Source organism: Streptomyces sp. NPDC001970 (assembly GCF_053594115.1).
In genome coordinates, this window is sequence record NZ_JBSFDW010000001.1 from 25508 (window position 1) to 50041 (window position 24534).

Here is a 24534-nt window from a genome sequence, read left to right on the forward strand (position 1 = left end):
TGGTCCTTCGGGGGTGGGCCGGTCTCTAGGAGTCGGAGGCAGTGCCGGAGTACTCCCGGGTGATGGCGTCGGCGGTGCGGCGCACCAGCGGGAGCAGGGTGAGGAGTTCCTCGGCCGTGACGACGACATTCGGCGCGGACACCGACATGGCGGCGACGACGCGGCCGTCCGCACCGCGGATGGGGGCCCCGATGCAGTTGATGGACTCCTCGTGGCCACCGAGGTCGGTGGCCCAGCCCTGTTCGCGTACGGTCGCCAGCTCCTTGAGGAAGGCGGCGGCGTTCGGGATCGAACGGGGCGTGTACATGGGGTAGTCGAGCCTCGCGGCGATGGCGCGGCGCTCGGGCTCGGGGAAGTCGGCGAGCAGGAGCTTCGCCACGGCCGCGACGGTGATCGCGACGGGCTTGCCGATACGGGAGTACATCCGGACCGGATAGCGGCTCTCGACCTTGTCGATGTAGAGGACCTCGCCCTCCTCGTGCACGGCGAGGTGGACGGTGTGCCCGGTCCGCTCGTTGAGGGCCATGAGGTGGGGATGGGCGATCTCGCGGATGTCGAGGTTCTCAACGGCCTCCTGGGCGAGGGCGAAGAGGCGGGCGCCGAGCCGGTAGCGCTGGTCCTGCTGGCGGTAGACGAGGCCGTGCTCGTGGAGGGTGCGGAGGAGCCGCAGCGCGGTGGACTTGTGGACGCCGAGGCGGTCGGCGACCTGCCCGAGGTCCGCGGGGCCCTGCGCGAGCAGCGGCAGGATGCTCAGGGCGCGGTCGACGGTCTGGCTCATGACGTACGTACCTCCTCCGTGGCCTGCTCGGCTGCCGTCCAGCCGGGGCCGAGGTGCAGTCTCCCCCAGGCATCGTCGTCGAGGGCGGCGAGGCGGTCGGCGTACGGGGTGGGCGGCGGGGTGCCGAGGTCGCCGGGGACGGTGAGGGTGGCGGCGGCCGTCAGGTGCCCGAGGCGCAGGCGCGCCGTGTCGCCGAGGCCGCGGAGGGTGGCGGAGAGGAACCCCGCGGCGAAGGCGTCGCCGGCGCCGACGGGGGCGACGACGTCGACCGTGGGGGCGGGGACGGAGGTGACGGTGTCGGGGGGCAGGTCCCCCGGCGCGGGTTCGGAGCGAGCGCGGCGGGCGTACGCCGTCGCGCCCCGCCCACCCTGCTTCACCACCAGGACCTCCGGCTCCGGGAGCGCCTCCCGGATCGCCTCCGCGCCCCGCAGGCCCCACGCCTCCTCCGCCTCGTCCTCGCCGACGAAGACGAGGTCGGCGCCGCGCGCCAGGTCGAGGAGGACGGCGGGGTCCTCGCGCCAGAGGCCGGGGCGGTGGTTGACGTCGAAGGAGACGAGGGGGCGGCCGGGGCGGCGGGCGGTCAGGGCGCGCATCAGGCCGAGGCAGTCCGGGGACAGGGCCGCCGTGATGCCGGAGAGGTGGAGGATGCGCCCGCGCGCGAGATCCCCGTACGGAACGTTCTCCGGCGACATCGCGGAAGCCGCCGAACCGGCACGGTAGTAGAGGACCTCGTGGGTGTCCGTGGCGCGGTCGGTCGCGGTGCGGAAGTAGATGCCCGTGGGGCGGACGGGGTCGCGGTGGACGGCGGAGGTGTCGACTCCGTACGCCGCGACGGCGGCGATCAGATGGTCGCCGAAGCCGTCGGAACCGACCCTGCTGACCCACTTCGCGCGGTGCCCGGCGGCCGCGAGCGCGCACGCGACGTTCGACTCGGCACCGCCGATGGTGCGGACGAAGGAGGGCACGTCGGCGAGGCGGCCCGGCCGCGAGGGCAGGAACGTGACCATGGACTCGCCGAGGCAGACGACGTCCACGACGCCGCCCGCGTCCACGACGTCGCCCGGGTCGACGGCCGAGGCGAGACACGCGTCCACGGCCGCGTCGGCGGCCGCTGTTCCGGTCACCCTGGCACTCCTCACTGGTCCTGTGGGTCCATTGACCCGGCATTGGCCCGGATGTTAGACAGCGACTAGCGATATGCGCAATGACCGTTGCACATACTGCAACCGTACTCTTCGAGGAGGCTCCCATGCCCGCCGACAAGGCCGTCGAGCAGCTCGCGAACGAGCGCGTCGACCACCGCTTCAAGGCGCTCCCGCCGGACGCCGAGGGCCTCACCGTCGGCGAGCTGGCCGCCCAGCGCCGCAACCTCTTCACCGGCGGCTTCACCACTCCCGTCCTCGCCCTCTCCGCGGAGTCCCTGGAGCACAACCTCGCCCTTCTCGAGACGTACGCCGAGCGCCACGGCCTCGCCTTCGCGCCGCACGGCAAGACCTCCATGTCGCCACAGCTCTTCGACCGCCAGCTGGAGCGCGGCGCATGGGGCATCACCGCCGCCGTGCCGCACCAGGTCCGTGTGTACCGCGCCTACGGCATCGAGCGGATCTTCCTCGCGAACGAGCTCGTCGACGCCGCGGCGCTGCGCTGGCTCGCGGGCGAGCTGGACCGCGACCCGGACTTCCGGCTCGTCTGCTACGTCGACTCCGTGCGCGGCGTCGAGCTGATGGGCGAGGCCCTCACGGCGGCCGGTGCCACCCGCCCCGTGGAGGTCGTCGTCGAACTCGGCGCGGGCGACGGCGCCCGTACCGGCGCCCGTACGGAGGCCGACTGCACCGCCGTCGCCGATGCGGTCGCCGCCACCGGGACCCTGCGCCTGGCCGGCGTCGCGGGCTACGAGGGCGAGGTCCCCGACGCGACCCCCGAGCGGGTACGGGACTGGCTGCGCCGACTCGTCGCGCTCGCGGCGGCCTTCGACAAGGACAGCCGGTTCGCCGGTGCCGAGGAGATCGTCGTCAGCGCGGGCGGCAGCGCCTGGTTCGACGCCGTCGCCGACGTCTTCGCGGAGATCCCGGAGCTGTCCGCTCCGGTGCTGAAGCTCCTGCGTTCCGGCGCGTACGTCTCGCACGACGACGGCCACTACAAGCACCTGACGCCCTTCAACCGCGTGCCTCAGGAGGGCGCCCTGGAGCCCGCGTTCCGGCTCTGGGCCCAGGTCGTCTCGCGCCCGACGCCGCAGCAGGCGTTCACCAACGCGGGCAAGCGCGACGCCGCGTACGACCTCGACCTGCCCGAGGCCCAGGTCGTACGGGACGCCCGCGCCGGCGAACTCCGCCCCGCGACCGGCATCACGGTCACCGGCCTGTCGGACCAGCACGGGTGGGTGCGGACGGAGGAGGGGGCGGACCTGGAGGTCGGGGACTGGCTCGGGATGGGGTTGTCGCATCCGTGCACGTCGTTCGACAAGTGGCAGCTGATTCCGCTGGTGGAGGCGGACGGCACGGTCACGGACTACATCCGTACGTTCTTCTGATCCCAGATTCCCTTTCCCCGCCCCTCCCTTTCCCCGCCCCTCCCCTTCCCGAACCGGGGCCCGTCCCCTTCCCGGACCGGGGCCCGTCCCCAGCCGCCACCGGGGGTTCGTCCCAGACCCGCCCTCGGTGCTCCGCCACCGGGCACGAGCCCAGCCCGTCCGGCGTTCGAGGACGGACATCCCGGCCCACCGGGCGGTTCCGGCGCGCCCGGGTCCGAGGCCGAGCCCCGGTTCGGGAAGTGCGGGTCCCCCCACGTGGGCGTAGGGGAGGGGCGGTGAGAAGGCCCGCCGCAGGCGCCCCACCCGCAGAAAGGCACCCCCATGGACCTCGTCATCCGCGACGCGCGCGTCATCGACGGCACCGCCGGCGCCTCCTACCGTGCCGACGTCGGCATCACGGACGGCCGGATCACCGCGATCCACCGCGAAGGGCAGGGCGGCCCACGCCCCTCCGCCCGTCGCATCGTCGACGCCGACGGCCTCGCCCTCTCCCCCGGCTTCATCGACATGCACGCGCACAGCGACCTCGCGCTGCTCCGCGACCCGGACCACAGCGCCAAGGCCGCTCAGGGCGTGACGCTCGAAGTCCTCGGTCAGGACGGGCTGTCGTACGCGCCCGTCGACGACCGCACGCTCGGCGAGGTCCGCCGTGCCATCACCGGCTGGAACGGTGATGGTTCGGACATCGACTTCGACTGGCGGACCGTCGGCGAGTACCTGGACCGCCTCGACCGGAACTTCGGCGGCCGCGGCATCGCCGTCAACGCCGCCTACCTCATCCCCCAGGGCACGGTGCGGATGTACGCCGTCGGCTGGGACGACCGCCCCGCCACGGCGGACGAGATGCGCCGCATGAAGCAGCTCGTCGCCGAGGGCCTGGAACAGGGCGCCGTCGGCATGTCGTCGGGCCTCACCTACACCCCGGGCATGTACGCGAACGACGCCGAACTCACCGAGCTGTGCCGGGTGGTGGCGCGCTACGACGGCTACTACTGCCCCCACCACCGCTCGTACGGTGCGGGCGCCCTGGAGGCGTACGAGGAGATGGTCGGCCTCACCCGCGAGGCCGGCTGCGCCCTCCATCTCGCCCACGCCACCATGAACTTCGGCGTGAACGAGGGCCGTGCGCCCGAGCTGCTGGCTCTGCTCGACGAGGCGCTCGACACGGGCGCCGACATCTCCCTCGACACCTACCCGTACACCCCGGGCTGCACGACGCTCGTCGCGCTCCTGCCGAGCTGGGCGAACGAGGGCGGCCCCGAGGCGGTCCTCGCCCGCCTCCGCGACGACGGGACCGCCGAGCGGATCCGCCACCACCTCGAGGTCGTCGGATCGGACGGCTGTCACGGGGTCCCGATGGACTGGGACACCATCGAGATCTCCGGCGTGAGCGATCCCGCTCTCGCCGCCCATGTCGGCACCCGGCTGGACGGCTGGGCCACCGCCCGCCGGCTCCTCGTCGACGACCGGCTCGGCTCGACGATCCTGCAGCACGTCGGCCATGAGGAGAACGTCCGGGCGATCATGCGGCACCGCGTCCACACGGGCGGCAGCGACGGCATCCTCCAGGGCGACAAGCCGCACCCGCGCGCGTACGGCACCTTCCCGCAGTACCTCGGCCGGTACGCCCGCGAACTCGGCGTCCTCTCGCTGGAGGAGGCGGTCGCCCATCTGACCTCGCGGCCGGCGGCCCGGCTCCGTCTCGCCGACCGGGGTCACGTGCGCGAGGGGTACCGCGCCGACCTCGTGCTCTTCGACCCGGACACGGTCGCGGCCGGTTCGACGTACGAGGAGCCGCGCACCCTCCCGGTCGGCATTCCGCACGTCCTGATCGACGGCAGGTTCGTGATCGAGGACGGGAAGCGGACGGACGTGCTGGCGGGACGCTCGGTACGGGGAGGCCGCCGGGACCGATGACCGCGAAGTCGCGGGAGGGCGGTTCCTCACAGATGATGGGGGATCCGCGCGCTGGTCGATGACCGTCGAGTAGGTACGGAGGTTCGACGTCATGATCAAAACACGACGTGCCTTGCGGTGTCTGGCTGCCGGCATGGTGGCCGCGACCGCCGCATTCGTCCCCGCGGCAGGGGGAGCGACTGCTGCCGAGCCATCCGCGGCGAAAGCGGCAGTCTCTGGGACCGAGCAGCCCTCACCACCCACACCACCGACGTCCCCCACGCAGGCCACGCCGCCCACCGAGACGGTGAAGGTGCTGCTTGAGCAGGGACTTCCGAATGTCCCGGGCAAGACCTTCACCTCGGAGATCGTCGACTTCCCGCCCTCCGCACGCGCGGTGCCGCATCGCCATGGCGAGGCGTTCGTCTACGCCTACGTGCTCGAGGGCACCGTGCGCAGCCAGCTCGACAACGAGCCGGTCCGCACCTACCGCGCCGGCGAGCACTGGGTCGAACCGCCGAACTCCTACCACGCGCTCACGGAGAACGAGAGCTCGACGGAACCGGCAAAGCTGCTGGCCGTCATCGTGTCGAACACAGGCGATCCGACCAAGGTCGATGAGCCGAAACCGACGGAGTGAGCTGGATCAGCGTCTCCGCGTCAGGTACGACCGGGGCCCCTGTCAGGCACGCACCGTTCCGCGATCCTCGAGGACGTCCGTCGCCGAGCCCGTGCGCTGCAGGCGCTGCCACCGGAGTCGGTTGCCGAGCAGGGCCGTGACGACCGACTGGACGACGACCAGGTACATCAACTGCCGGTAGACGAAGATCTGGAGCGGCAGGGTCCACAGGGGCTCGAACTTCTCCCGGTCCAGGCGCAGCGCGTACACCGCGCTGAAGACCTGGACCGCGGTGAAGGCGAGCCAGACCGCCGCCGCCTGACCCGCGCCCTGGAACAGCAGTCCGTACAGGGCGAAGAGGTCGACGAGCGGGGCGATCAGCGGCAGGACCATCTGGAACAGCAGCAGATAGGTCAGGCCCCGGCGGCCGAGCTTGCCGCCGGCGCCCCGCTCCAGCAGCGCGCCGCGGTGCTTCCACATGGCCTGCAGCGTGCCGTAGCACCAGCGGTAGCGCTGCTTCCACAGTTGACGCACCGTCGAGGGGGCCTCGGTCCAGGCGATGGCCGACTCCTCGTAGACCACACGCCAGCCGGCCCGGCACAGGGCCATGGTGAGGTCGGTGTCCTCGGCGAGGGTGTCCTCGCTGGCGCCGCCGACGCCCACGACGGCGTCACGGCGGAACGCACCGATCGCCCCGGGAACCGTCGGCATGCACTCCATGACGTCGAACATGCGGCGGTCGAGGTTGAAACCGATGACGTATTCGAGGTGCTGCCAGCGGCCGAGGACACCCTGCCGGTTGCCGACCTTGGTGTTGCCGCTGACCGCGCCGACCCGCGGATCGGCGAGAGGCTGAATGAGGTGGAAGATCGCGTCGGGCTCGAAGACCGTGTCGCCGTCGATCATGACGACGATGTCGAAGTGGGCCCACGCGAGTCCGGTGTTGAGGGCGGCGGCCTTCCCCGAGTTGGCCTGGCGGATCACCATGACCCGGCGGTCGTCGATCGACTCGGCGATCTCGAAGGTCCGGTCGGTGGAGCCGTCGTCGACGACGATGATCTGGACGGCCTGGTGGGTGGAGGCCAGCAGCGAACGCACGGTCGCCTCGATGCCCGCTTCCTCGTTGTACGCGGGGACGATCACCGAGACCGGGTCGGTGAGCGGCGGGAAGCGCGGGGTGCCGCGGCGCCGGGAGCGCTTGGCCCGCACGCGCTTCACATGCACACGGGCGACGGTGAAGAGCATCACCAGCCGGGCCGCGGTGATCACACCGGCCGCGACCAGGAACCAGGTCATGGCGTCGGCGAAGGCCCGGGAGGCCTGCTGGGCACGGACGACCGCGGCACCCCGCCACTCGGCGGCCGTGCCGACGTCGTACGTCGTGCCCGGGAGACCGAGACCGGCGCCGACGGTCGTGTACCTGACCTGGTCGCCGCGGCCGGCGGCCAGCAGCCGCTCGGTCTCGGCGACGGCGGCCGCCGAGCCGGTGAACTGGCGCACGGCGCCCTGGTCGGGGGCCCGGGCGGGCTCGTCGGCAACGACGACGACATAACCGTCGACGATGGCGCGCCGCGCGGCCTCGCCCATGTCGTCGCAGAGCGAGGCGGCGTCCTCGGTGTGCGGGAGGCGCAGCAGATGGGTTCCTACACCCGCGGTGCCGGCCAGGACGTTCTGGGTGAGGGCGAGTTCCAGACGGATACGGGGCACGGAGAGGCCGGCGAGGTTCGCGTCCGTGTAGGTGTGCGAGCCGATCTCGTGGCCCTCGTCCTTGATCCGGCGCACGAGGTCGGGGTGGGCGGCGGCCTGGGTGCCGGTGAGGAAGAAAGTGGCCTTGACCTGGCGCTGCTTCAGCAGATCGAGCAGACGTGGGGTCCAGGCCGGGTCGGGCCCTCCGTCGTAGGTGAGGGCGACGGTGCTTGCGGGCATCCGGGTCGCGAGGACTCCGCCGGTCTTCGGGTCCTGGCGCATGACGGGTCCGTTCGCGAACGGCACCTCCGGCTTCGCCGGGCACCGTGTGGTCGGCGCGGCCGTCGGGGCTATCTCGTGCCGCCCGTATCCGCTGAAGAGCAGGGCGGTGGCGACGACGGCCAGGGTGAGCGTCAGCAGCACCCAGTGAGCGCGGGGATCCCGGCGGATGGCGTGCCCGGTCACTTGGGGCCCTTGCCGTCGGCGGTGGGCGTGTGCCGGGGAGCGTTGCCCGAGTTTCCGCGCGGGGCGCTCGCCGTGGGGGCGGCCGCCGGGGGCGCCTGTGTGGTGGCGGACGGGGCAGCCGTGCCGGTCGCGTCGGTGCCGGGGCTCTTCGACGCGCCGGAGCCCGGGGAGGCGGAGGGAGACGCCCGGTCGGATATCGGTTCCCCGACGGGGTCACCGCCGGCGGGCTCCCCGGACTCGGCGGTGGACGGCGACGGCTCTGCCGTCGGGGACGTCTCCTCCCGGCTCTGGCTCCAGGGCAGCGGGCCACCGGCCGGTCCGGCACCGAAGAGCCCGGCCAGAACAACAGCGACAAAGCAGACGCACGCGGCGCCGACGGCAACCGACGCATATTTCATGAAGCGGCGCCGGCGCCCCGAGGCGTCGACGAAGACTGCGTTCTCCTGGTGGCTCACAGCCGCGAATTGTAGGGACCGAAGGGCTCCACTTCGAAGCGGGGTGCGAAATCCGACATCACCGACACCCTTCCTCCCGCCGTCGCACGAAGACCCCGGGTGGCGCCCCCGGCACCCGTGAAGCGCGCGGGGACCCCGGGGCCATGGACCGGACGGGCGCGGTGCGGGGCCCGCCCACCGGGCCCTACCGGCTCGCGCCCGTAAGGGAGTCCGCCTCCGTGCGCGACCAAGGCCGCGCGGGCTTCCCGGCATCGGGCAGCCCGCGCCGCCGCAGTGCCGTCACCGCTGTCGCGGCCGCGACAGCGGCAAGCGCGAAGCCGTAGGGCGGGGTGTGGCCCGAGGGCTGGGTCTCGTACACCAGGGCCACCGACAGAACCATCAGGATCCGGACAACACGGCTGTTTCCCGCCGCAGTCGCGGCAGCGACCGTCGCCATTCCCCACAGCGGGTACCACGGCTGCACCATCGGCGAGAGCGCGACGAGCGCCAGCAGGGACAGGCCCAGGCCGTGCACGGGATGGAGCCTCCCGCGCAGCGAGCGGTACGCCAGGAAGACGATCACCACGAGGGCGGCGGCGAGGCCCAGGGTCTGGGTCAGGCTCTTGACCGCCGCCGGGTCCACGTCGCCGGAGAGCAGGCGTGCCGCGTGCCCGGCCGCGAGACCGAGGTCGCTGGTGAGGGACAGCGGGGTGTGTATCGTCGCCGCGACGCTCTGCGTGTGCAGCCAGCCGAAGCCGGTGCCGCCGAGCAGGGTGGCCGCGGCCGCGATCGTGGCGGCGACCAGTCCGGGGCCGAGGACGCCCTTCGCCGCCCGCAGGACGGGCGACCGTCCCCGGCCCGCGTCGCGGATGACGATCACGCCGATGAAGAGCAGGGCGACGGCGGCCGGTGACTTGACGGTCGTCGCGAGGGCGACGAACGCGCTGCCGAGCAGCCACCGCCCGCGCAGCGCGCAGACGACGCCGGTCAGCATGAGGCCGATCATCAGCCCGTCGTTGTGCATACCGCCCACGACATGGATCAGCAGCAGCGGGTTGAGCGCCGCCAGCCACAGTGCGCGGTCCTCACCGACGCCGCACTCCACCGCCAAGTGCCGCACCGACCAGGCAATCAGGACAAGCGCCGCCACCGCGATCAGCCGCATCCCGAACACGGCCGGCACGATCGCCCCGCCCGTCGCCCAGGTCACGCCCTTCGCGAGCAGCAGGAAGACCGGGCCGTACGGCGCGGGCGTATCGGTCCAGTTGCCGCCCACGCTCGCCGCGGCGTCGGCCCCGAGCGAGCCTGGGCCGAGGACCGAAGGCCCGTGTGCGTAGACGTCATGGCCTTCGAGGACCATCGCGCCCTGGGCGATGTAGCTGTACACGTCGGCGCTGAACAGCGGCGGCGCGAGGACCAGCGGCGCGGCCCACCAGCCGAGGGTGACGAGGACGTCGCGCGCCCCGCCCGCCTCCCCGGGCCCCGTCGCCTTCTTCTCGACGAGCTGCCGGCCGTACGCCCACCAGGACAGGACCAGCAGGGTCAGCCCCGCATACGCGAGTACGGCGGCGGCGACCGTCACCCCGTGCCCGTACGGGACCCAGAGGCCCCACGGCTCACGCGCGGGCAACGCACCGGACGCGAGACCGCCTACGGCGATCGCCAGCGAGCCGGCGGCTCCGGTCCGCCGCGGCCCGGCCTTGGTCAGCCTCAGCACCCACATGAGCAGTCAGTTCATCCCCACCCGGTTCCCACGGACTGCCGAGCCTACAGTGGCCGCCCCGGAGCCGGCCCCGAAGGAACCGGCCCCGGTCGGCCGCGGGCCTCACTACTCCCAGGCGCAGTGGACGTGGTTGCCCTCGTCGATGGCCTCGGTGGCTCCGTACGCCCGGCAGGCGCTGACGAACGTGCCGTTGCTGACGGACATGTTGTCCGCGTCGAACGCGATGCCCCTGTAGTGGTTGGAGTTGGTCGAGTGGTCACCGCCGGCGATCTCGGTGATCAGGAAGGTGTAGCCCCGCTCGGTGGCCAGCTTGAGCATGCCGTTGAGCATGGCCGTCGAGAGCCAGACCTCGCGCTCGCCGACGTCGCTGTAGTTGCTGGTCTCGGCGGTGGTGCCGTTCTTGGTGTCGGTGATGTTGGCCTGGGCCGTGGAGTCGTTGTCGACGATTCCACTGACGTGGTAGGTCAGGAGCGAGATCTTGGCGTTGGCGTCGATGGACGCTGCGAGCTGGGCGCGGGTGCTGCCACCTCCGCCGCCGCCGGAGCCGCCGACCAGGGCGTTCCAGGTGTTCGGGCCGACGATGCCGTCGGCGGTGAGGCCGTGCTTGGCCTGGAAGTCCTTGGCCGCGTTGGTCGACGCGGGCCCGAAGGCCCCGTCGACGGCGAGCCCGTAGCCGTACCGGTTCAGCTGGGTCTGAGCGGCCTTGGCAGCGCTGCCCGAGCTGCCGTTCTGGACCGTGACGACCAGCTTGGGCCAGGTCAGCGGGCCGACCGAGCCGTCGGGGCTGAGGCCGTTGGCGCTCTGGAAGGACACGACCTTGGCCTCGGTGGCGGGTCCGAACTGTCCGTCGGCGGTGGTGGCGTACCCGCGGTGGGTGAGCAGATGCTGGATGGTGGTCACCTGCGGTCCGCTGTCACCGTTGGCGACGACGGGCCAGGTGGCGGCCGATGCGGTGTTCGGTCCGAGCAGTACGGCGACCATCGCGGCGAGGACCGCGGCGATCAGCATCGGGAAACGTCTGCGCATGACTCTCCTTCACGGCGTGGGGAACGGGACAGGGTCAGCGGTAGCGGATGTGCAGGTGGTTGTCGTGGTTCGGGTACTGCGTGGTGAGGCCCTCGGAGATGAGCGTGGGGTCGTTGAAGAAGATCAGGTCGATGTGTCCGGGTGCGGCGGCGCGGATCGCCTGGACGAGCTGACGCGTCGCGGCGCGGTCGTAGGTGGCCGACTGCCAGGTGATCCGGCCCGCCGTGCACTGGCCCGAGTCGGTGCGGACCGGCCAGATGTCGATGTCGAGGCCGACCTCGTGGCTGGCGTGCCCCGGGATGTCGCCGCCGTGCTCCCAGCTTGCGTCGCCCATCGGCACCCTGCCGTTGCCGGTCGAGGCGAAGGAGGAGGTGGCGGCTTCGAGCTGCGCGGCGGCAGCCGCGGTGGCCCAGTTCGCGGAGGCGTTGCCGTCCGGGTTCTGGTCGCACATGTTGGCGGCGAAGTTGATGAGCTCGTAATGCCAGACGAGGTTGCGCCAGGTGTCGGGGCCGACGACGCCGTCCGCGGAGATGCCGGCGTGGCTCTGGAAGTTCCTCACCGCCGTGGCGGTGGCGGGCCCGAAGTCACCGTCCACGGTGAGTCCCGCGGAACGCTTGGCGTTGAGCAGGTACTGGACGGCCTTCACCGCGGGTCCGTTGTCGCCCTGGCGTACGGTGACGACGAGCTTGCCCCAGGTGGCAGGGCCGACGAAACCGTCCGCGGCAAGGCCCTTGGAGCTCTGGAACGACTTGACGGCGGCGGCCGTGCCCGAGCCGAAGACGCCGTCGGTGGACACCGTGCGGCCGTGTGCGCCCAGCAGATGCTGGATGGCGACGACATCGCTGCCGCGGTTGCCCGAGCTCTGCGTGGGGAAGGCGGCGCCGGCGAACGCCTGGGCGGGCGCGCCGCCTTGGACCAGCAGCGCCATGACTATGGAAAGGAACATGACAATCCGAGCGCCCTGCTGTCGCAGGCCGGATGATCGGAGCATGATGCGAGCCCTCTCGTGGTGGACCTCGTGGTCGTGGACCTCGTGGACCTCGTGGCGGACATCGGGTCGGACGGGTGGTGCGGCGGCGCCGAGACGCCACCCGGCGTGAATTGCTTTCACGGAACCGGCCGGGCGAAACGTAATCCGTGACGCCGCTCCAACTCACGGATGCGCGGGAGCAGTGTCCGCTGCAGCCCGAGGATCTCTTCCCGGTGTGACGCCTGAAAGGCCGTCCGGCGGCCGATGCGCAACGGTTCCCCTTCGGCGCGAGGACGCCTGCGGTCCGTGTGGTCGTGCGGATGCGACGCACAGCGCAACTCCTTGTGTGCGACGGACGGTTCACGGCCGAACGGGCGAGGATCAGGGATGCCGGTCCAGGCCGAATCCTGGTCGCGTCATGGCGGGATTCACCTGTCCTACGGCGCAGTCGGGACAGCCATGGGACGAACTCTCCCTCGATGTACGGCGTGACATGGCGTGACCGTGCTCGTGTCTCAGGGCGCCGAGGAGATGCGGGGACGCATTGGGACGGTGCGGCAGCTGTTGCGGGAGGGCCGAAACGAGATCCGAGTGCCGGGTACGTCCGTCCATGGCCCGGGCGTCGGCGGCCCGGCTGGCTTCCGACGCATGGCGATTTCCCTGATCCGCGGCAAAGGCCGCCGTGACCGCGCTCGCGGCGGCGGTGGCGTGACCGCTCTCCTCCCGGTGGCCGCTTCCGCCCACGCAAAGCCCGGCCCCACGACCGGCACCACGTATTACGTGGGCTGTCTGCGGGGCAGCGACGAGTCCGGGGCCGCAGGACCGAGCACCCGAACGGCCCCGGCACCGGCACCGGCTGGGAGGCGATCACTGGTCTGCGGATCCAGCGCAACAAGGTCCACGACGTGGGCGGCGACGGCATCGTCGTACAGACGGCGAAGGGCGCGCGGGTCGAGCACAACTACGTGAACGGCTTCAACATGCGTTCGGCCGGCTACAACGCCGGTATCTGGGCGTCGAACTCGGACGCCGTGTTCCACCAGTACAACGAGGTGGCCGGCGGCCACGGCACCCTCGACTCGATGGCGTACGACATCGATGGAGGCAACAACCGCAACGTCTACCAGTACAACTACAGCCACGACAACGAGGGCGGCTTCCTGTTGGTCTGCAACGGCGCCGGGATGACGACGAACGGCAACCGCGTCCGCCACAACATCAGCGTCAACGACCGCAACACGATGGCCCCCTACGGCGTGATCTCGGTCGTCTGCGCACCGACCACGGACACGCAGGTCCACGGCAACACGATCGTCACCGACGAGCCGAACACGCCCCTCGTATCCGACAACGGCCCGACGGGCGTGACCTTCCGCAACAACATCTTTGTCGGCGCGACGGGCGGTTCCCCGATCAACGACACCGGTGCGTCTACGAGAACAACCTGTACTGGCGCACGTCCCAGCCCCGCGACGCATCCGGCCTGACCGCCGACCCGCTGTTCGCCAACGCCTCCCCCTCCGCCCCACGCGACGTCCGCCTGCGCCCGGGCTCCCCGGCACTCGGCGCGGGCGTCCCGGTCGCCGACGGGATCACCCGCGACTACTTCGGAAACCCGATCCCGACCCCGCCGAACGTGGGCGCGGACCAGGACCGTTAGCCCTTCGGCCCCTTGCTTCCGGCCCCTGCCTCGCAGCACACCACCCATACCGCCCGGCCGCCCGTGTTCGCTTCCCTCCCGGCGGCCGGGCTCCGTGCGCCCTGGGCCAGGTGTTCCCGTTCGGGTGAGCGAAGGACGACCCCTCCTCCCGGTGGCAAACCCCGCGCACTCGAGAGGCGGCTCCACGCCTTGTGTGTCCTGCCTGCGCGGCAGTGACGCGGCCCCGGGCAGGGGCAGCAGCCCGCCGAGGGACTTCTGGATCCGGTGGGCGCGGAGTGGCATGCCCGGCCCGCTCGGCCGGCGCCCTGCCGTTCTTGCGGCCCAGGTCTGCCAGAAGTCCCTCGACGACATCAGCGCACGGCGCCCGCGGCTCCGGCCGGGCGAAGAGAGCGGAGCGCCTCCCCGGCCGACCGCCCACAGCGATCATCGGCCTTCATCGCTCACCAGATCGCCGCCCAGCACGCTGGATGACTGTCTTGTGCCCTACTGGGGGCAGTAGACCTCGTCCTTGAAGAAGTAGCAGCCCGGAATGTTCTTGACTGCCTTCGGCCCGTTCACGTCCGTGGCCTTCCGCTTCTTGCCCCACTCCCCCTTGTCCCCCTTGTCGCGGGCCACCTCTGCGTCGTCGTCCTTTTCACGACGCTTGTCGCGGGCCTCCTCCTCGTCCTCCTCATCGCGACGCTTGTCGCGGGCCTCCTCCTCTTCCTCCTCATCGCGACGCTGCTCGCGAGCCTCCTCCTCTTCCTCCTCATCGCGACGCTGCTCGCGGGCCTCCTCCTCTTCCTCCTCATCGCGACGCTGCTCGCGAGCCTCCTCCTCTTCCTCCTCTTCACGACGCTTGTCGCGAGCCTCCTCCTCTTCCTCCTCATCGCGACGCTTGTCGCGAGCCTCCTCCTCGTCGTCCTCATCGCGACGCTTGTCGCGAGCGTCCTCGTCGTCGTCGTAGCTGCTGGATGCGACGTGCGTCCGGTGCTCAGCCGCGGATATCGCATTCGGGGCGGCTATCGCATTCGCGACGGGTGCAGTAAGGGCGAGGAGCCCCGCGACGGTGGCGGAGGCGAACAGGGTGCGAGCAGCACGCATGAGACGTCTTCCTTTCGACGCAACTGCGCTGGCTGACACGTCGTCGGCTCTTCGGATCGCAGTGGCGACGTGATCACCGTCCGTCGGATCGCGACTCCGCACCACTGCGGAGCCTGGCACCCGAGCGACATCCTGGGCTCTTCGAGTGACGGCGAAGGCCGGCCGGAGACACGGCCGGGGACGGGCAACCGCAGGAGCTGGGGGCACTGGTCTCGTCCACGAGTCGGGTGTCCGCCGGTCGCCACCGCAACAGCGCCAATGCGGCGTCACAGCCTTCTGATCTGCGAGCTTTTGCCCTACGGGTCGTGCTCGGCGGGGCACCGGCGGCCCCCTCGTACCGTGGATGTCCCACCGCCTGTGGGGCTGCGGCCTGGGTGGGCGGCGCCCGGCGTGCATACGCGAAACGGGTGTCATTGAGCCGGGGAGAGGGGCGACTGCCCGGTCGGGTGAGGTCACGTCCGCTTGGCCGTATGCCAAGCGGCTGCCGAGAGGTGCGCTGGTTGCTCTTCGGCGGCGTGAGCGCCGTTTCGCAAAGCCCGGTAGACGACATCGCGCCGGAAAGAGCTGGTGTCTGCCTTCGTTTCTGCCTCGTGGCCACTGAAGCGACACCCTGCTCCTGGAGCAAGGCGTCGACCCTTCGTGATCAAGGAACTCCTCGGCCACGCCCGACCGGGACTCGCGCCTCCCGTGACCGGTTCAACCGGAGAGGGGCAGCGTCAGCTCGTACGGCCCTTTCGCAGCCGACACCTCGAACCAGACCTTCTTGCCGATTCCGCACGCCCGGGGATGCGCTCCCCAGTTGTCGGCAAGCGTGGACACCAGGGCGAGACCGCGGCCCGACTCGTCGTCGGGTGCGGCCTTGCGCGGGCGCGGGAGCACATCGCTCGCGTCGGACACCTCGACGCGGAGGGCTTCGTCCCGCAGCTCGCATCGCGTCCAGACTTCACGCCCCGGCGGGACCCGGGCATGGCGGAAGGCGTTGGCGACGAGTTCGCTGAGGAGATCGAGGACTCGACCGTGCGCCACGTCGACCGCACCGGTATCGGCACCTCCTCCACCTGGGCCGCAGGGCCGAGCACCCGAACGGCCCCGGCACCAGCTGGGAGGCGATCACCGGTCTGCGCATCCAGCGCAACAAGGTCCACGACGTGGGCGGCGACGGCATGTCCAGACGGCAAAGGGCGCACTGGTCGAGCACACCTACGTGAACGGCTTCAACCGCACGCACGCGGTGGTGATCGCGTACGAGACGGGCGTGCTGGTACCGGCAGGCGGCACGTTCAGGGACACTCCGCGTCATCCCCAGGGCCCGCTCTGAGACGCAGCAGACGGCCTCGGTGGTCGAAGACCAAGCCGAGCTCCGGGCACGACCGACATCTCGAACCACACCGTCTTCCCGAACCCGCACGCCCGGGGATGCGCACCCCACGCGTCGGCAAGCGCGGCCACGAGCGCGAGACCGCGGCCCGACTCGTCGTCGGGTGCGGCCTCGCGCGGGAGCGGGAGCACATCGCTCGCGTCGGACACCTCGACGCGGAGGGTTCCGTCCCGCAGCTCACACCGTGTCCAGACTTCACGCCCCGGCGGGACCGGGGCGTGGCGGCAGGCGTTGGCGACCAGCTCGCTGACGAGCAGCACGGCCGTGTCGGTCGTGTCGTCCGGGAGCTTCCATTCCTTCGCCTGCTCGGCCAGGAACGCGCGGGCGCGGCCCGCGCTGCGGGGGTGGCGGGGCAGCCGCCACACGATGTGCTGATTCATGGCGCATACGCTGCTGGCGCGGCTATAGCCTCATGAAGTAACGACGTGGGTACGCAGGGTGGTTGTACCCAGTACGTCCCGGGGAGGCGGGCCCGTGAGCGAGGCGTGGCGCTACTGCGGCAACCAGATCAAGCTGTGGCGGACGGAGGCCGGGATCACCCGGGAGCAGCTCGGCAAGGAAGCGAACTACGAGTACGAGTCCGTCAAGTCCATGGAGCAGGGACGCCGCAGACCCACGGCACGGCTGCTCCAGATCGCGGATCAGATGTGCGGGGCGCAGGGGAAGCTGGTGGCGGCACAGGAGTTTCTGAAGCCGGAGCCGTTTCCGGCGCGGTCGCAGGAGTACATGGCGATCGAGGCGGAGGCGATCGCGCTGCACTGGTACGAGCCGCTGCTGATTCCGGGGTTGCTCCAGACCGAGGAGTACGCGCGCGCTCTCATCGGCGAGAGCTGTCCACCGCTGGACGACGAGACGGTGGAGGAGCGGGTGAGCGCGCGCATGCAGCGACAGGACGCGCTCACGCGCAAGCCCAGCACCATGTTCAACTTTGTGGTGCACGAGGTGTCGCTACGGACGAACGTGGGTGGCCCCAAGGCTATGAAGGTCCAGCTGCAACGCATGCTGGAACTCGGCAAGCTGCGTAACGTGTCGATCCAGGTGCTGCCCCTGGGGAGATGCAACGGCCTGGCTCTCAACGGCTCAATGATCCTGGTCGAGACCGGCGATCACGAGCGGTACGCCTACGTCGAGGCACCGGAGACGAGCGCCCTCCACTCGGTCCCCGACCGAGTAAGTGCACTGACGCAGGCTCATGGCATGATCCGCATGCAGGCCCTCAGCGTCGAGGATTCGGCGGACTTCATCAAGCAAGTGGCGGAGGAGCTATGAGCGACCGACTCACGTGGTTCAAGTCCACCTACAGCGACAGCGAGGGCGGCGCCTGCATCGAAGTTGCCCTCGAATGGCGCAAGTCCACGTACAGCGACAGCCAGGGCGGCGCCTGCATCGAAGTCGCGACCTCCCCCCACACCGTCCACGTCCGCGACTCCAAGCTCGGCGACGGAGCCACCAGCCCCCGCTTCGCCGTCGCCGACCCCGCCTGGACCGCCTTCGTGGCCGAGATCCGGGATTCGGGAGCCGAGCGCCTTATGTAAGGAATGGGTGGTGGGTCCAACCCACCCACCCTCCCAAGTGGCTCCCGCACCACGGGAGATGACTTTTCGTGACCGGCTTGCCACGGGCTGTCGCGACCCTCTAGCGTTCGCAACAACAAACGACCCCGACCGGGTGCTGGAACACCCGCCGGGGTCTGACCTTCAAGATCGAAGAGGCCGATCTCGTGGCTGCTGAAAACAATAGCCCTGCCCTGCCCACGCCCGCACACCCCATGGCCAAGCCGGGCTACGGCAAGCGCACCGTCCCCGGCCAAACGCCCCGCGGCAAGGGCGACTTCGACCATCTCCCCGCCCGCGAGGCGGAGGTCGCCGCGTACATCGACCGGCTCCCCGAGGGCGCCGCGATCGACATCAAGACACTCGCCCGCGAGCTGCCGCGCTACGGTCAGCAGGCCGTGACCAAGGCGCTCAACGCGCTGGCGGCGGCCGGGCATCTGCGGCGCGTGCGCGAGCCGCTCGGGGAGGGGCTGTCGCAGTGGGTGTTCCGTACGTACTTCACCCGCACCGCCCGCGACAGTGCCTGGTGGGCGCGGTTCGTGCGCGGTGACGTACCACCCGAAGAGGCGACCCCCGAACCGCCCTCGCAGGCGTACGACACGCTCGCCCGCGTCGGCCGCACCGACCCCCGTATGACGCTGTCCGCCGCCGAGTGCGGCGCGCTCGAAGCGCTCGCCGCACAGTGGTTCGCACATGGAGCAACCCCGGACCAGGTGGTCCACGCCCTCACCTCCGGCCTGCCGGAGCAGGTCCACTCCCCCGGCGCCTTCGCCCGCCGTCGACTGATCGACAAGATGCCGCCGCCCGCTCCCGTACGACCGCAGCGCCGCACGCTCGTCGAGTGCACGGAGTGCGGCGTGCCTGGCACCCCGGAGAAGCTGCCCGACGGGGTGTGCGACGGCTGCCGGGTACCGATAGAGCCGGAGGAGGTGCGGCGCAGGGTGGCGGCGCTCAGGGGTGAGCTCTCGCAGTTCCGGTACCGGACCGGTACCGGGATTTCTCCCGTGCGGATCTGACCGAGCAGGCGCGCGATCAGCGCCCGCCGGGCACAATCGGCATCGACCACCTGTCACACCCGTCGCCGACTCAGGGGGAGTCATGACAGCCACCGGCACGGAGATTCCCGGACCTGCTGGCCTGCCGTTGCTCGGCTCGATGTTCGATCTCAAGCGGGACTCGCTAGGTACGTTTCTGAACGCGCAGCGCGCGCACGGTGACGTCGTCCGCTTCACGGCCGGCCCGCCCGGGCTGCGCGCGGAGCTGTACGCGGTGTTCTCCGCGGAGGGTGCGCAGCAGGTGCTGGCGACCGAGTCGGCCAACTTCCGCAAGGACAACGCCTTCTACCAGGAGGTCCGGGAGTCCTTCGGCAACGGCCTGCTGACCAGCCAGGACGAGGACTACCTCCGGCAGCGACGGCTCGTACAGCCGCTCTTCACCCGCCGCCGGGTCGACGGGTACGCCGCTGCTGTCACCGACGAGACCACCGCACTGCTCGCCAACTGGCGTACCGCGCCGGACGCCACGGTCGACGTCGTCGACGAGATGACCGGGCTGACGCTGCGCGCCGTGGCGCGCATCCTGTTCGGAACGGACGTCGAGGCGGCCGTTCCCGTCGTGGAGCGCTGCTTCCCGGTGATCGGGAACTACACGCTCCGGCGCGGATACTCGCCGGCCAATCCGCCCCGCCACTGGCCGACTCCGGCCAACCGCAGAGCCGCCGCCGCGACCGCCGAGATGTACGCGGTGTGCGACCGGATCATCGAGCGGCGGCGCGCCGAGGGCGACGCGGCCCAGGGCGACGACCTGCTGACCCTGCTCGCGCAGGCCGGGAGTGCCGAGGACGGCAGCCTCGACGCGTCCGAGATCCGTGACCAGGTACTGATCTTCCTGCTCGCCGGGCACGAGACGACGGCCACGTCGCTGGCGTTCGCCCTGCATCTGCTGGCCCGCCACCCCGAGCAGCAGGAACGGGCGAGGTCGGAGGCCGTGCACGTCCTTTCCGGGCGGGTCCCGGAGGCGTACGACCTCGACGCGCTCCCCTACCTCACGCGCGTGCTGAAGGAGGCCATGCGGCTGTATCCCGCGGGCCCGGTCATCGGCCGCCGGGCCGTCGCCGCCGCCGAGATCGAAGGCCACACGATCCCGGCCGGGGCGGATGTCATCGTGGCGCCATGGGTGACGCACCGTCATCCGCGGTACTGGGACGCCCCGGAACGCTTCGACCCCGACCGCTTCACCCCCGACCGGGAGAAGGAGCGCCCCCGGTATGCGTGGTTCCCCTTCGGCGGCGGGCCGCGGGCGTGCATCGGCCAGCACTTCTCGATGCTGGAGTCCGTGCTCGCGCTCTCGATGATCCTGCGGGCGTACGAACTCCGGGCGGTGGACGTGGACGTCCCCGTCGACACGGGCATCACGCTGCGGGCCGCGGGGCCGGCACGCTGCAGGCTGCGGCCGCTCAGCGAGTGAGCGGGGTAGGGCGCCTGCGGCAGGCCCTCTCCCCGCCCCTTCCCGAACTGTGGGCAAGCCAGACCGTTCACTGAGTTTCAGCGAATCTCAGTGGTTCACCCGTTGCCGGGCGAAGGTCCCCGTCTCATTCGATCCCGGGAGGATCAATGCGGGGTGGACGCTTCACGGCCACCTGCCCCGCGGGGCGGGGTCTTACGGTCGGCTCCACGTCCGTTTTCTGTCTCCGGGCCACTCCCGGCGACGTGCCGCTTCACCAGAGCGGCGAGGTTGAGTACTGCGTTCTCGTCCCGGTCGATGACGAGTCCGCAGTGTTCGCAAACGTACGTCCGTACGCGGAGAGGCAGTTTAAAAACCCAGCCGCTCTGGGTTGCCCCACGCCCGCGGGGCGTAGGGGCCGGGTCCGGGGCGGAGCCCCGGCGGGGGCTGGGCGGAGCCCCCCACACGGCGGAGCCGCAAATCGACGCAGCGGGAAGGGTCGGTGCGGGGAGAAAGATCGCCGCAGGCGCCTAGGCACAGAGCCGCCCAGCAGGACCTAGTTCACGCCACGCGGGCGGAACTGGATGCTGATCCGCGCCCCGACCGCCCGCGCGGTCTTCGGCACGGCGTGCTCCCACGTGCGCTGGCAGGAGCCGCCCATCACGACCAGGTCGCCATGCCCGAGAGCCTTGCGGACCGGCGCCCCGCCGCCGCGTCGCGGCCGTAGCACCAGGTCGCGCGGGGAGCCCACGGAGAGGATCGCCACCATCGTGTCCTCGCGCGAGCCGCGCCCGATGGTGTCGCCGTGCCAGGCGACGCTGTCGTGGCCGTCCCGGTAGTAGCACAGCCCGGCCGTCGTGAAGGGCTCGCCGAGCTCGGTGGCGTAGGCGGCGGAGAGCGCGTCCCGGGCCTCGGCGACGACGGGGTGCGGGAGGGGATCGCCCTCGCCGTAGTACGCGAGCAGGCGGGGAACGTCGACCTCGCGCTCGTACATCTGCCGCCGCTCCGCGCGCCAGGGGACGGTCTCGGCGAGCGTCGCGAACAGGGCGTCGGCCCCGGTGAGCCAGCCGGGCAGTACGTCGAGCCAGGCGCCGTCGCCGAGCACGGTACGGCGGACGTCCTCCAGCGGACCGAGGCGGATCTCGTCGGTCTGGTCGAAGAGCGAACCCTGCAGATGCACCGCTGCCATGTCACCAGCGTAACCAATTAACCGAACACATGAGCTATTCACTCGCCGGGCCGCTGCCGCCCTCCTCACCGAACCGTGTACGCCGACGTGGCCCAAAACACGAAGCACGTCGCCCCGGGCCCCCGTAAGCTCACGTCATGCAGGTGATCCAGTCGACCAAGCTCGCCAACGTCTGTTACGAGATCCGGGGACCGGTGCTCGAGGAGGCGATGCGCCTGGAGACTGCAGGTCACCGCATCCTCAAGCTGAACACCGGGAACCCCGCCGCCTTCGGGTTCGAGTGCCCCCCGGCGATCCTCGAGGACATACTGCGGAACGTCGCGGACGCGCACGGGTACGGCGACGCGAAGGGCCTGCTCAGCGCGCGACGCGCGATCATGAGCCATTACGAGACCAAGAGCATCCCGCTGTCGGTCGAGGACATCTACCTCGGCAACGGCGTCTCCGAGCTCATCCAGATGTCGATGCAGGCGCTGCTCGACGACGGCGACGAGGTGCTCGTACCGGCGCCGGACTATCCGCTGTGGACGGCGTCGGTGGCGCTGGCCGGCGGCACGGCCGTGCACTACCGGTGCGACGAGCAGGCCGACTGGATGCCGGACCTCGCGGACATCGAGCGGAAGATCACCGATCGGACGAAGGCGATCGTGATCATCAACCCGAACAATCCGACGGGCGCGGTGTACGACGACGAGATGCTGCGCGGCCTGACGGAGATCGCGCGCCGCCACCAGCTGGTCGTCTGCTCCGACGAGATCTACGACAAGATCCTCTACGACGGGGCCACGCACACCCCGACCGCCTCGATCGCCCCCGACCTGCTGGTGCTCACCTTCAACGGGATGTCCAAGAACTACCGGGTGGCGGGCTACCGCAGCGGCTGGCTCGCAGTCTGCGGCCCGAAGGCCCACGCGGCCTCGTACATCGAGGGCCTGACGATCCTGGCGAACATGCGCCTGTGCGCGAACATGCCGGCGCAGCACGCGGTCGCCGCGGCCCTCCAGGGCCGGCAGTCGATCGAGGACCTGGTGCTGCCGGGCGGGCGGCTGCTGGAGCAGCGCGACGTGGCGTACGACCTGCTGACGCAGATCCCCGGCGTGACGTGTGTGAAGCCGAAGGGGGCGCTGTATCTCTTCCCGCGCCTCGACCCGGACGTCTACAAGATCAAGGACGACCGGCAGATGGTGCTGGACCTGCTGCGGGCCGAGAAGATCATGGTCGTGCACGGGACCGGCTTCAACTGGCACGAGCCCGATCACTTCCGGATCGTCACACTGCCGAACGCGAAGGACCTGGCGGACGCGGTGACGCGGATCGGGAACTTCCTGGACGGGTACAGCCAGCCGTAGCCACTGCGACGCCCCCTCGACCCGGCGCGGACCGCCTTTTCCCGAGCACGCACAACTTTAGACTCAATCCAAGGTAGGATGGTCTCCTGACAGTGCGAGGGAGGCCATCCACCATGTACGAACCGATCCGCTCGAAGTCCGTCCACTCGGTGACCGACGCTGCCTCCGACTTCCCGCACCGCAGCCGCGAGGAGGAGCTGGACATCCAGCTCGCAGGCCACCTCGCCGCACTCCTCGCCGTCACCGACGAGCTCGGGCTCGGCGCCGAGGCCGACCGCATCGCCGAGCAGGTCGCCCGGCTCCGCGGCACCCCGCCTGCGCGACACGCCGGACTGACCGGCGCCGACCCCGTCGTCCTGCACCACCGCGCCCTCGCGCTCGCCGGGCGCGCTCTCGTCGTCGCGGCCTCACGCGCCGACACCGCCGCCGCGATCCTCTCCGCCGAGCGCATGGACGCGCACACCGCCGCCCTGCGCGACGCGCAGCTCGTCGGCGCCCCCTGACGGCCCCGGTCCGCGGGCCGCGGAGGTGGGCGGACCGGGTGCCACCAAGTGAGGCCCGCACCGAGGTCGGGTCAGGCGTTCACGAGTTCCTTCGCGCCCAGCTTGGTCCGCGCGAAATCGAGGTTCTTGGTCACGCGCTCGCGCTGGTCGTCCGGCAGCTTGCCGCCTTCGAGGAGACGCTCGCAGCAGCGCCTCGACTCCTCGTACTCCCCGACCCAGTAGGCAGCGACCGCGAGTTCGTCGAGTGCGCGCCATGCGTACCACTCGAACTCGACGAACAGGATGTCGCCCGGATAGGGAATCCGGGCAGCCTGCCGCGCGAACAGGTAGGCGAGCGGCCAGCGCGGGCCGTTGAGGCGGCAGTGGCGCGCGAGGTCACCGAGGGCTTCGGCACGTGTGGGGCGGCTTTCGTGTGCACGGAGATAACGGTCCAACACCTCGGCGGCCGGCCGGTCGAGGTCCGCCGCGAGCCGTGCGGCGTAGAGATGGGAACAGAAGACCTCCTCGGCCCAGCCGCCCATGGCCGCCCGCCTGTCGTAGGTGGCGAGTGACTTCTCGGGCTCTCCGGCGTCGCGCCAGCTCTGGGCGAGGTAGAAGACGTAGCGGGTGTTGTCGGGTTCCTTGATCAGGCCCTGCTCCAGGGTCGCGGCGTCGCGGAGGTACTTGTTCCGCAGGCCTTCGCCCCTCTGGCGTGCCCCGCCGCCGACGGAGAGGATGTTGGCACCCTTGAGCGTCCCCAGGCTGTGCTTCCGCCCGCAGTCGATGTACTCGTGCAGAACGCCTACGTAGCGCCAGGGCAGCCGGGTCGAGACCAGAGCTGGGCGCCAGTGGATCATGGGCCCGTCGTGCAGCGCGACCCGGTAGGCGTCGTGGGTCAGCTTCGGCATGCGGAAGCCGGACCTGACCTCCATGAGGTCGTCGGCGTCGATGAAGAGCAGGTAGTCGGCGCTGTCCCGGGCGAGGTCGATCGCCTCGGTGCGGCTCCCGTCGTATCCCTTCCAGGGCCGCTCGTACAGCGTGCCGGGCAGATCGCCGTAGACGTCGCGGATGACGTCCTGGGTGCCGTCCGTGGAACCCGTGTCCACGATGACCCAGGTGTCGATCAGCGGACGCACGGACTCGAGACAGCGCCGGATCACCGGGGCCTCGTCCTTGACGATCATGTTCAGGCAGACCGTTGGTTTCACGGGGTCCATCCAACTCTCGGGCGCAAAGGCGCACATGACCGATGCGCGAAGGTATCTGGCAGT

The 24534-nt window shown here is 70.9% G+C and carries 23 protein-coding genes; 10 read left to right on the forward strand and 13 right to left on the reverse strand.

What is annotated here, in order from left to right; genetic code table 11:
• Nucleotides 1-25 precede the first annotated feature (25 nt).
• Together ACWCP0_RS00145 and ACWCP0_RS00150 are read right to left on the reverse strand one after the other, a co-directional pair.
• On the reverse strand, nt 26-778 hold the full coding sequence (locus tag ACWCP0_RS00145; RefSeq protein WP_451076611.1) for an IclR family transcriptional regulator: 753 nt from the start codon (nt 776-778) through the stop codon (nt 26-28).
• Nucleotides 775-1785 (reverse strand): sugar kinase, encoded by a 1011-nt coding sequence (locus ACWCP0_RS00150; protein WP_451076989.1) that lies wholly within the window; start codon nt 1783-1785, stop codon nt 775-777. The genes ACWCP0_RS00145 and ACWCP0_RS00150 overlap by 4 nt, the downstream gene beginning before the upstream one ends.
• Nucleotides 1786-2027: 242 nt before the next feature.
• Here ACWCP0_RS00150 and ACWCP0_RS00155 point away from each other — a divergent pair, with 242 nt between their 5' ends.
• The 3 genes from ACWCP0_RS00155 to ACWCP0_RS00165 all read left to right on the forward strand — a co-directional run bounded on the left by ACWCP0_RS00155 (nt 2028) and on the right by ACWCP0_RS00165 (nt 5844).
• The gene (locus tag ACWCP0_RS00155) at nt 2028-3308 is read left to right on the forward strand and encodes an alanine racemase (protein WP_451076612.1); all 1281 of its coding nucleotides are present in this window, start codon (nt 2028-2030) and stop codon (nt 3306-3308) included.
• Nucleotides 3309-3629: 321 nt separating this feature from the next.
• Nucleotides 3630-5225, forward strand: a complete 1596-nt coding sequence (locus ACWCP0_RS00160) for an N-acyl-D-amino-acid deacylase family protein (protein WP_451076613.1) — start codon at nt 3630-3632, stop codon at nt 5223-5225.
• Between the two features lie 91 nt (nt 5226-5316).
• Nucleotides 5317-5844, forward strand: coding sequence for a cupin domain-containing protein (locus ACWCP0_RS00165; RefSeq protein ID WP_451076614.1), 528 nt, complete (start codon nt 5317-5319; stop codon nt 5842-5844).
• 42 nt (nt 5845-5886) lie between these two features.
• On the opposite strand, the gene ACWCP0_RS00170 is transcribed toward ACWCP0_RS00165, so the two are convergent.
• The 5 genes from ACWCP0_RS00170 to ACWCP0_RS00190 all read right to left on the reverse strand — a co-directional run bounded on the left by ACWCP0_RS00170 (nt 5887) and on the right by ACWCP0_RS00190 (nt 12103).
• Nucleotides 5887-7974 (reverse strand): bifunctional polysaccharide deacetylase/glycosyltransferase family 2 protein, encoded by a 2088-nt coding sequence (locus tag ACWCP0_RS00170; RefSeq protein ID WP_451076615.1) that lies wholly within the window; start codon nt 7972-7974, stop codon nt 5887-5889.
• Nucleotides 7971-8429: a hypothetical protein gene (locus ACWCP0_RS00175; RefSeq protein WP_451076616.1), complete on the reverse strand. Its 459-nt coding sequence runs from the start codon at nt 8427-8429 to the stop codon at nt 7971-7973. Before ACWCP0_RS00175 ends, ACWCP0_RS00170 begins: the two co-directional genes overlap by 4 nt.
• A gap of 184 nt (nt 8430-8613) precedes the next feature.
• Nucleotides 8614-10131, reverse strand: a complete 1518-nt coding sequence (gene mptB, locus ACWCP0_RS00180; protein ID WP_451076617.1) for a polyprenol phosphomannose-dependent alpha 1,6 mannosyltransferase MptB — start codon at nt 10129-10131, stop codon at nt 8614-8616.
• A 105-nt stretch (nt 10132-10236) separates the two neighbouring features.
• Entirely contained in the window at nt 10237-11157 is a 921-nt protein-coding gene (locus tag ACWCP0_RS00185; RefSeq protein WP_451076618.1) for a peptidoglycan-binding domain-containing protein, read from the reverse strand.
• A gap of 34 nt (nt 11158-11191) precedes the next feature.
• Nucleotides 11192-12103, reverse strand: coding sequence for a penicillin-insensitive murein endopeptidase (locus ACWCP0_RS00190; RefSeq protein WP_451076619.1), 912 nt, complete (start codon nt 12101-12103; stop codon nt 11192-11194).
• Nucleotides 12104-13008: 905 nt separating this feature from the next.
• Between ACWCP0_RS00190 and ACWCP0_RS00195 the strand changes: the two genes are divergently transcribed.
• Nucleotides 13009-13614, forward strand: a complete 606-nt coding sequence (locus tag ACWCP0_RS00195) for a hypothetical protein (protein ID WP_451076990.1) — start codon at nt 13009-13011, stop codon at nt 13612-13614.
• 656 nt (nt 13615-14270) lie between these two features.
• Here the strand turns inward: ACWCP0_RS00195 and ACWCP0_RS00200 are convergent.
• From ACWCP0_RS00200 to ACWCP0_RS00210, 3 genes are all read right to left on the reverse strand, one after another.
• On the reverse strand, nt 14271-14870 hold the full coding sequence (locus tag ACWCP0_RS00200; protein WP_451076620.1) for a hypothetical protein: 600 nt from the start codon (nt 14868-14870) through the stop codon (nt 14271-14273).
• Between the two features lie 696 nt (nt 14871-15566).
• Complete coding sequence (locus ACWCP0_RS00205; protein ID WP_451076621.1) at nt 15567-15896, reverse strand: ATP-binding protein; 330 nt, start codon at nt 15894-15896, stop codon at nt 15567-15569.
• A gap of 270 nt (nt 15897-16166) precedes the next feature.
• Entirely contained in the window at nt 16167-16628 is a 462-nt protein-coding gene (locus ACWCP0_RS00210; protein WP_451076622.1) for an ATP-binding protein, read from the reverse strand.
• A 94-nt stretch (nt 16629-16722) separates the two neighbouring features.
• On the opposite strand from ACWCP0_RS00210, the gene ACWCP0_RS00215 reads away from it, so the two are divergent.
• From ACWCP0_RS00215 to ACWCP0_RS00230, 4 genes are all read left to right on the forward strand, one after another.
• The gene (locus tag ACWCP0_RS00215) at nt 16723-17517 is read left to right on the forward strand and encodes a helix-turn-helix domain-containing protein (RefSeq protein WP_451076623.1); all 795 of its coding nucleotides are present in this window, start codon (nt 16723-16725) and stop codon (nt 17515-17517) included.
• Complete coding sequence (locus tag ACWCP0_RS00220) at nt 17514-17783, forward strand: DUF397 domain-containing protein (RefSeq protein WP_451076624.1); 270 nt, start codon at nt 17514-17516, stop codon at nt 17781-17783. The genes ACWCP0_RS00215 and ACWCP0_RS00220 overlap by 4 nt, the downstream gene beginning before the upstream one ends.
• 185 nt (nt 17784-17968) lie before the next feature.
• Nucleotides 17969-18817: a hypothetical protein gene (locus ACWCP0_RS00225; protein ID WP_451076625.1), complete on the forward strand. Its 849-nt coding sequence runs from the start codon at nt 17969-17971 to the stop codon at nt 18815-18817.
• Nucleotides 18818-18899: 82 nt separating this feature from the next.
• Complete coding sequence (locus ACWCP0_RS00230; protein WP_451076626.1) at nt 18900-20267, forward strand: cytochrome P450; 1368 nt, start codon at nt 18900-18902, stop codon at nt 20265-20267.
• A gap of 143 nt (nt 20268-20410) precedes the next feature.
• Here ACWCP0_RS00230 and ACWCP0_RS00235 read toward each other — a convergent pair whose 3' ends face one another.
• Both ACWCP0_RS00235 and ACWCP0_RS00240 read right to left on the reverse strand, forming a co-directional pair.
• The gene (locus ACWCP0_RS00235; RefSeq protein WP_451076627.1) at nt 20411-20710 is read right to left on the reverse strand and encodes a zinc ribbon domain-containing protein; all 300 of its coding nucleotides are present in this window, start codon (nt 20708-20710) and stop codon (nt 20411-20413) included.
• An 89-nt stretch (nt 20711-20799) separates the two neighbouring features.
• Nucleotides 20800-21432: an alpha-ketoglutarate-dependent dioxygenase AlkB gene (locus tag ACWCP0_RS00240; protein WP_451076628.1), complete on the reverse strand. Its 633-nt coding sequence runs from the start codon at nt 21430-21432 to the stop codon at nt 20800-20802.
• Between the two features lie 137 nt (nt 21433-21569).
• On the opposite strand from ACWCP0_RS00240, the gene ACWCP0_RS00245 reads away from it, so the two are divergent.
• Both ACWCP0_RS00245 and ACWCP0_RS00250 read left to right on the forward strand, forming a co-directional pair.
• On the forward strand, nt 21570-22781 hold the full coding sequence (locus tag ACWCP0_RS00245) for a pyridoxal phosphate-dependent aminotransferase (protein WP_451076629.1): 1212 nt from the start codon (nt 21570-21572) through the stop codon (nt 22779-22781).
• 113 nt (nt 22782-22894) lie between these two features.
• Nucleotides 22895-23284, forward strand: a complete 390-nt coding sequence (locus ACWCP0_RS00250; protein ID WP_451076630.1) for an SCO4983 family protein — start codon at nt 22895-22897, stop codon at nt 23282-23284.
• A gap of 71 nt (nt 23285-23355) precedes the next feature.
• Here ACWCP0_RS00250 and ACWCP0_RS00255 read toward each other — a convergent pair whose 3' ends face one another.
• Nucleotides 23356-24471, reverse strand: coding sequence for a tetratricopeptide repeat-containing glycosyltransferase (locus ACWCP0_RS00255; RefSeq protein ID WP_451076631.1), 1116 nt, complete (start codon nt 24469-24471; stop codon nt 23356-23358).
• Nucleotides 24472-24534: the final 63 nt, after the last annotated feature.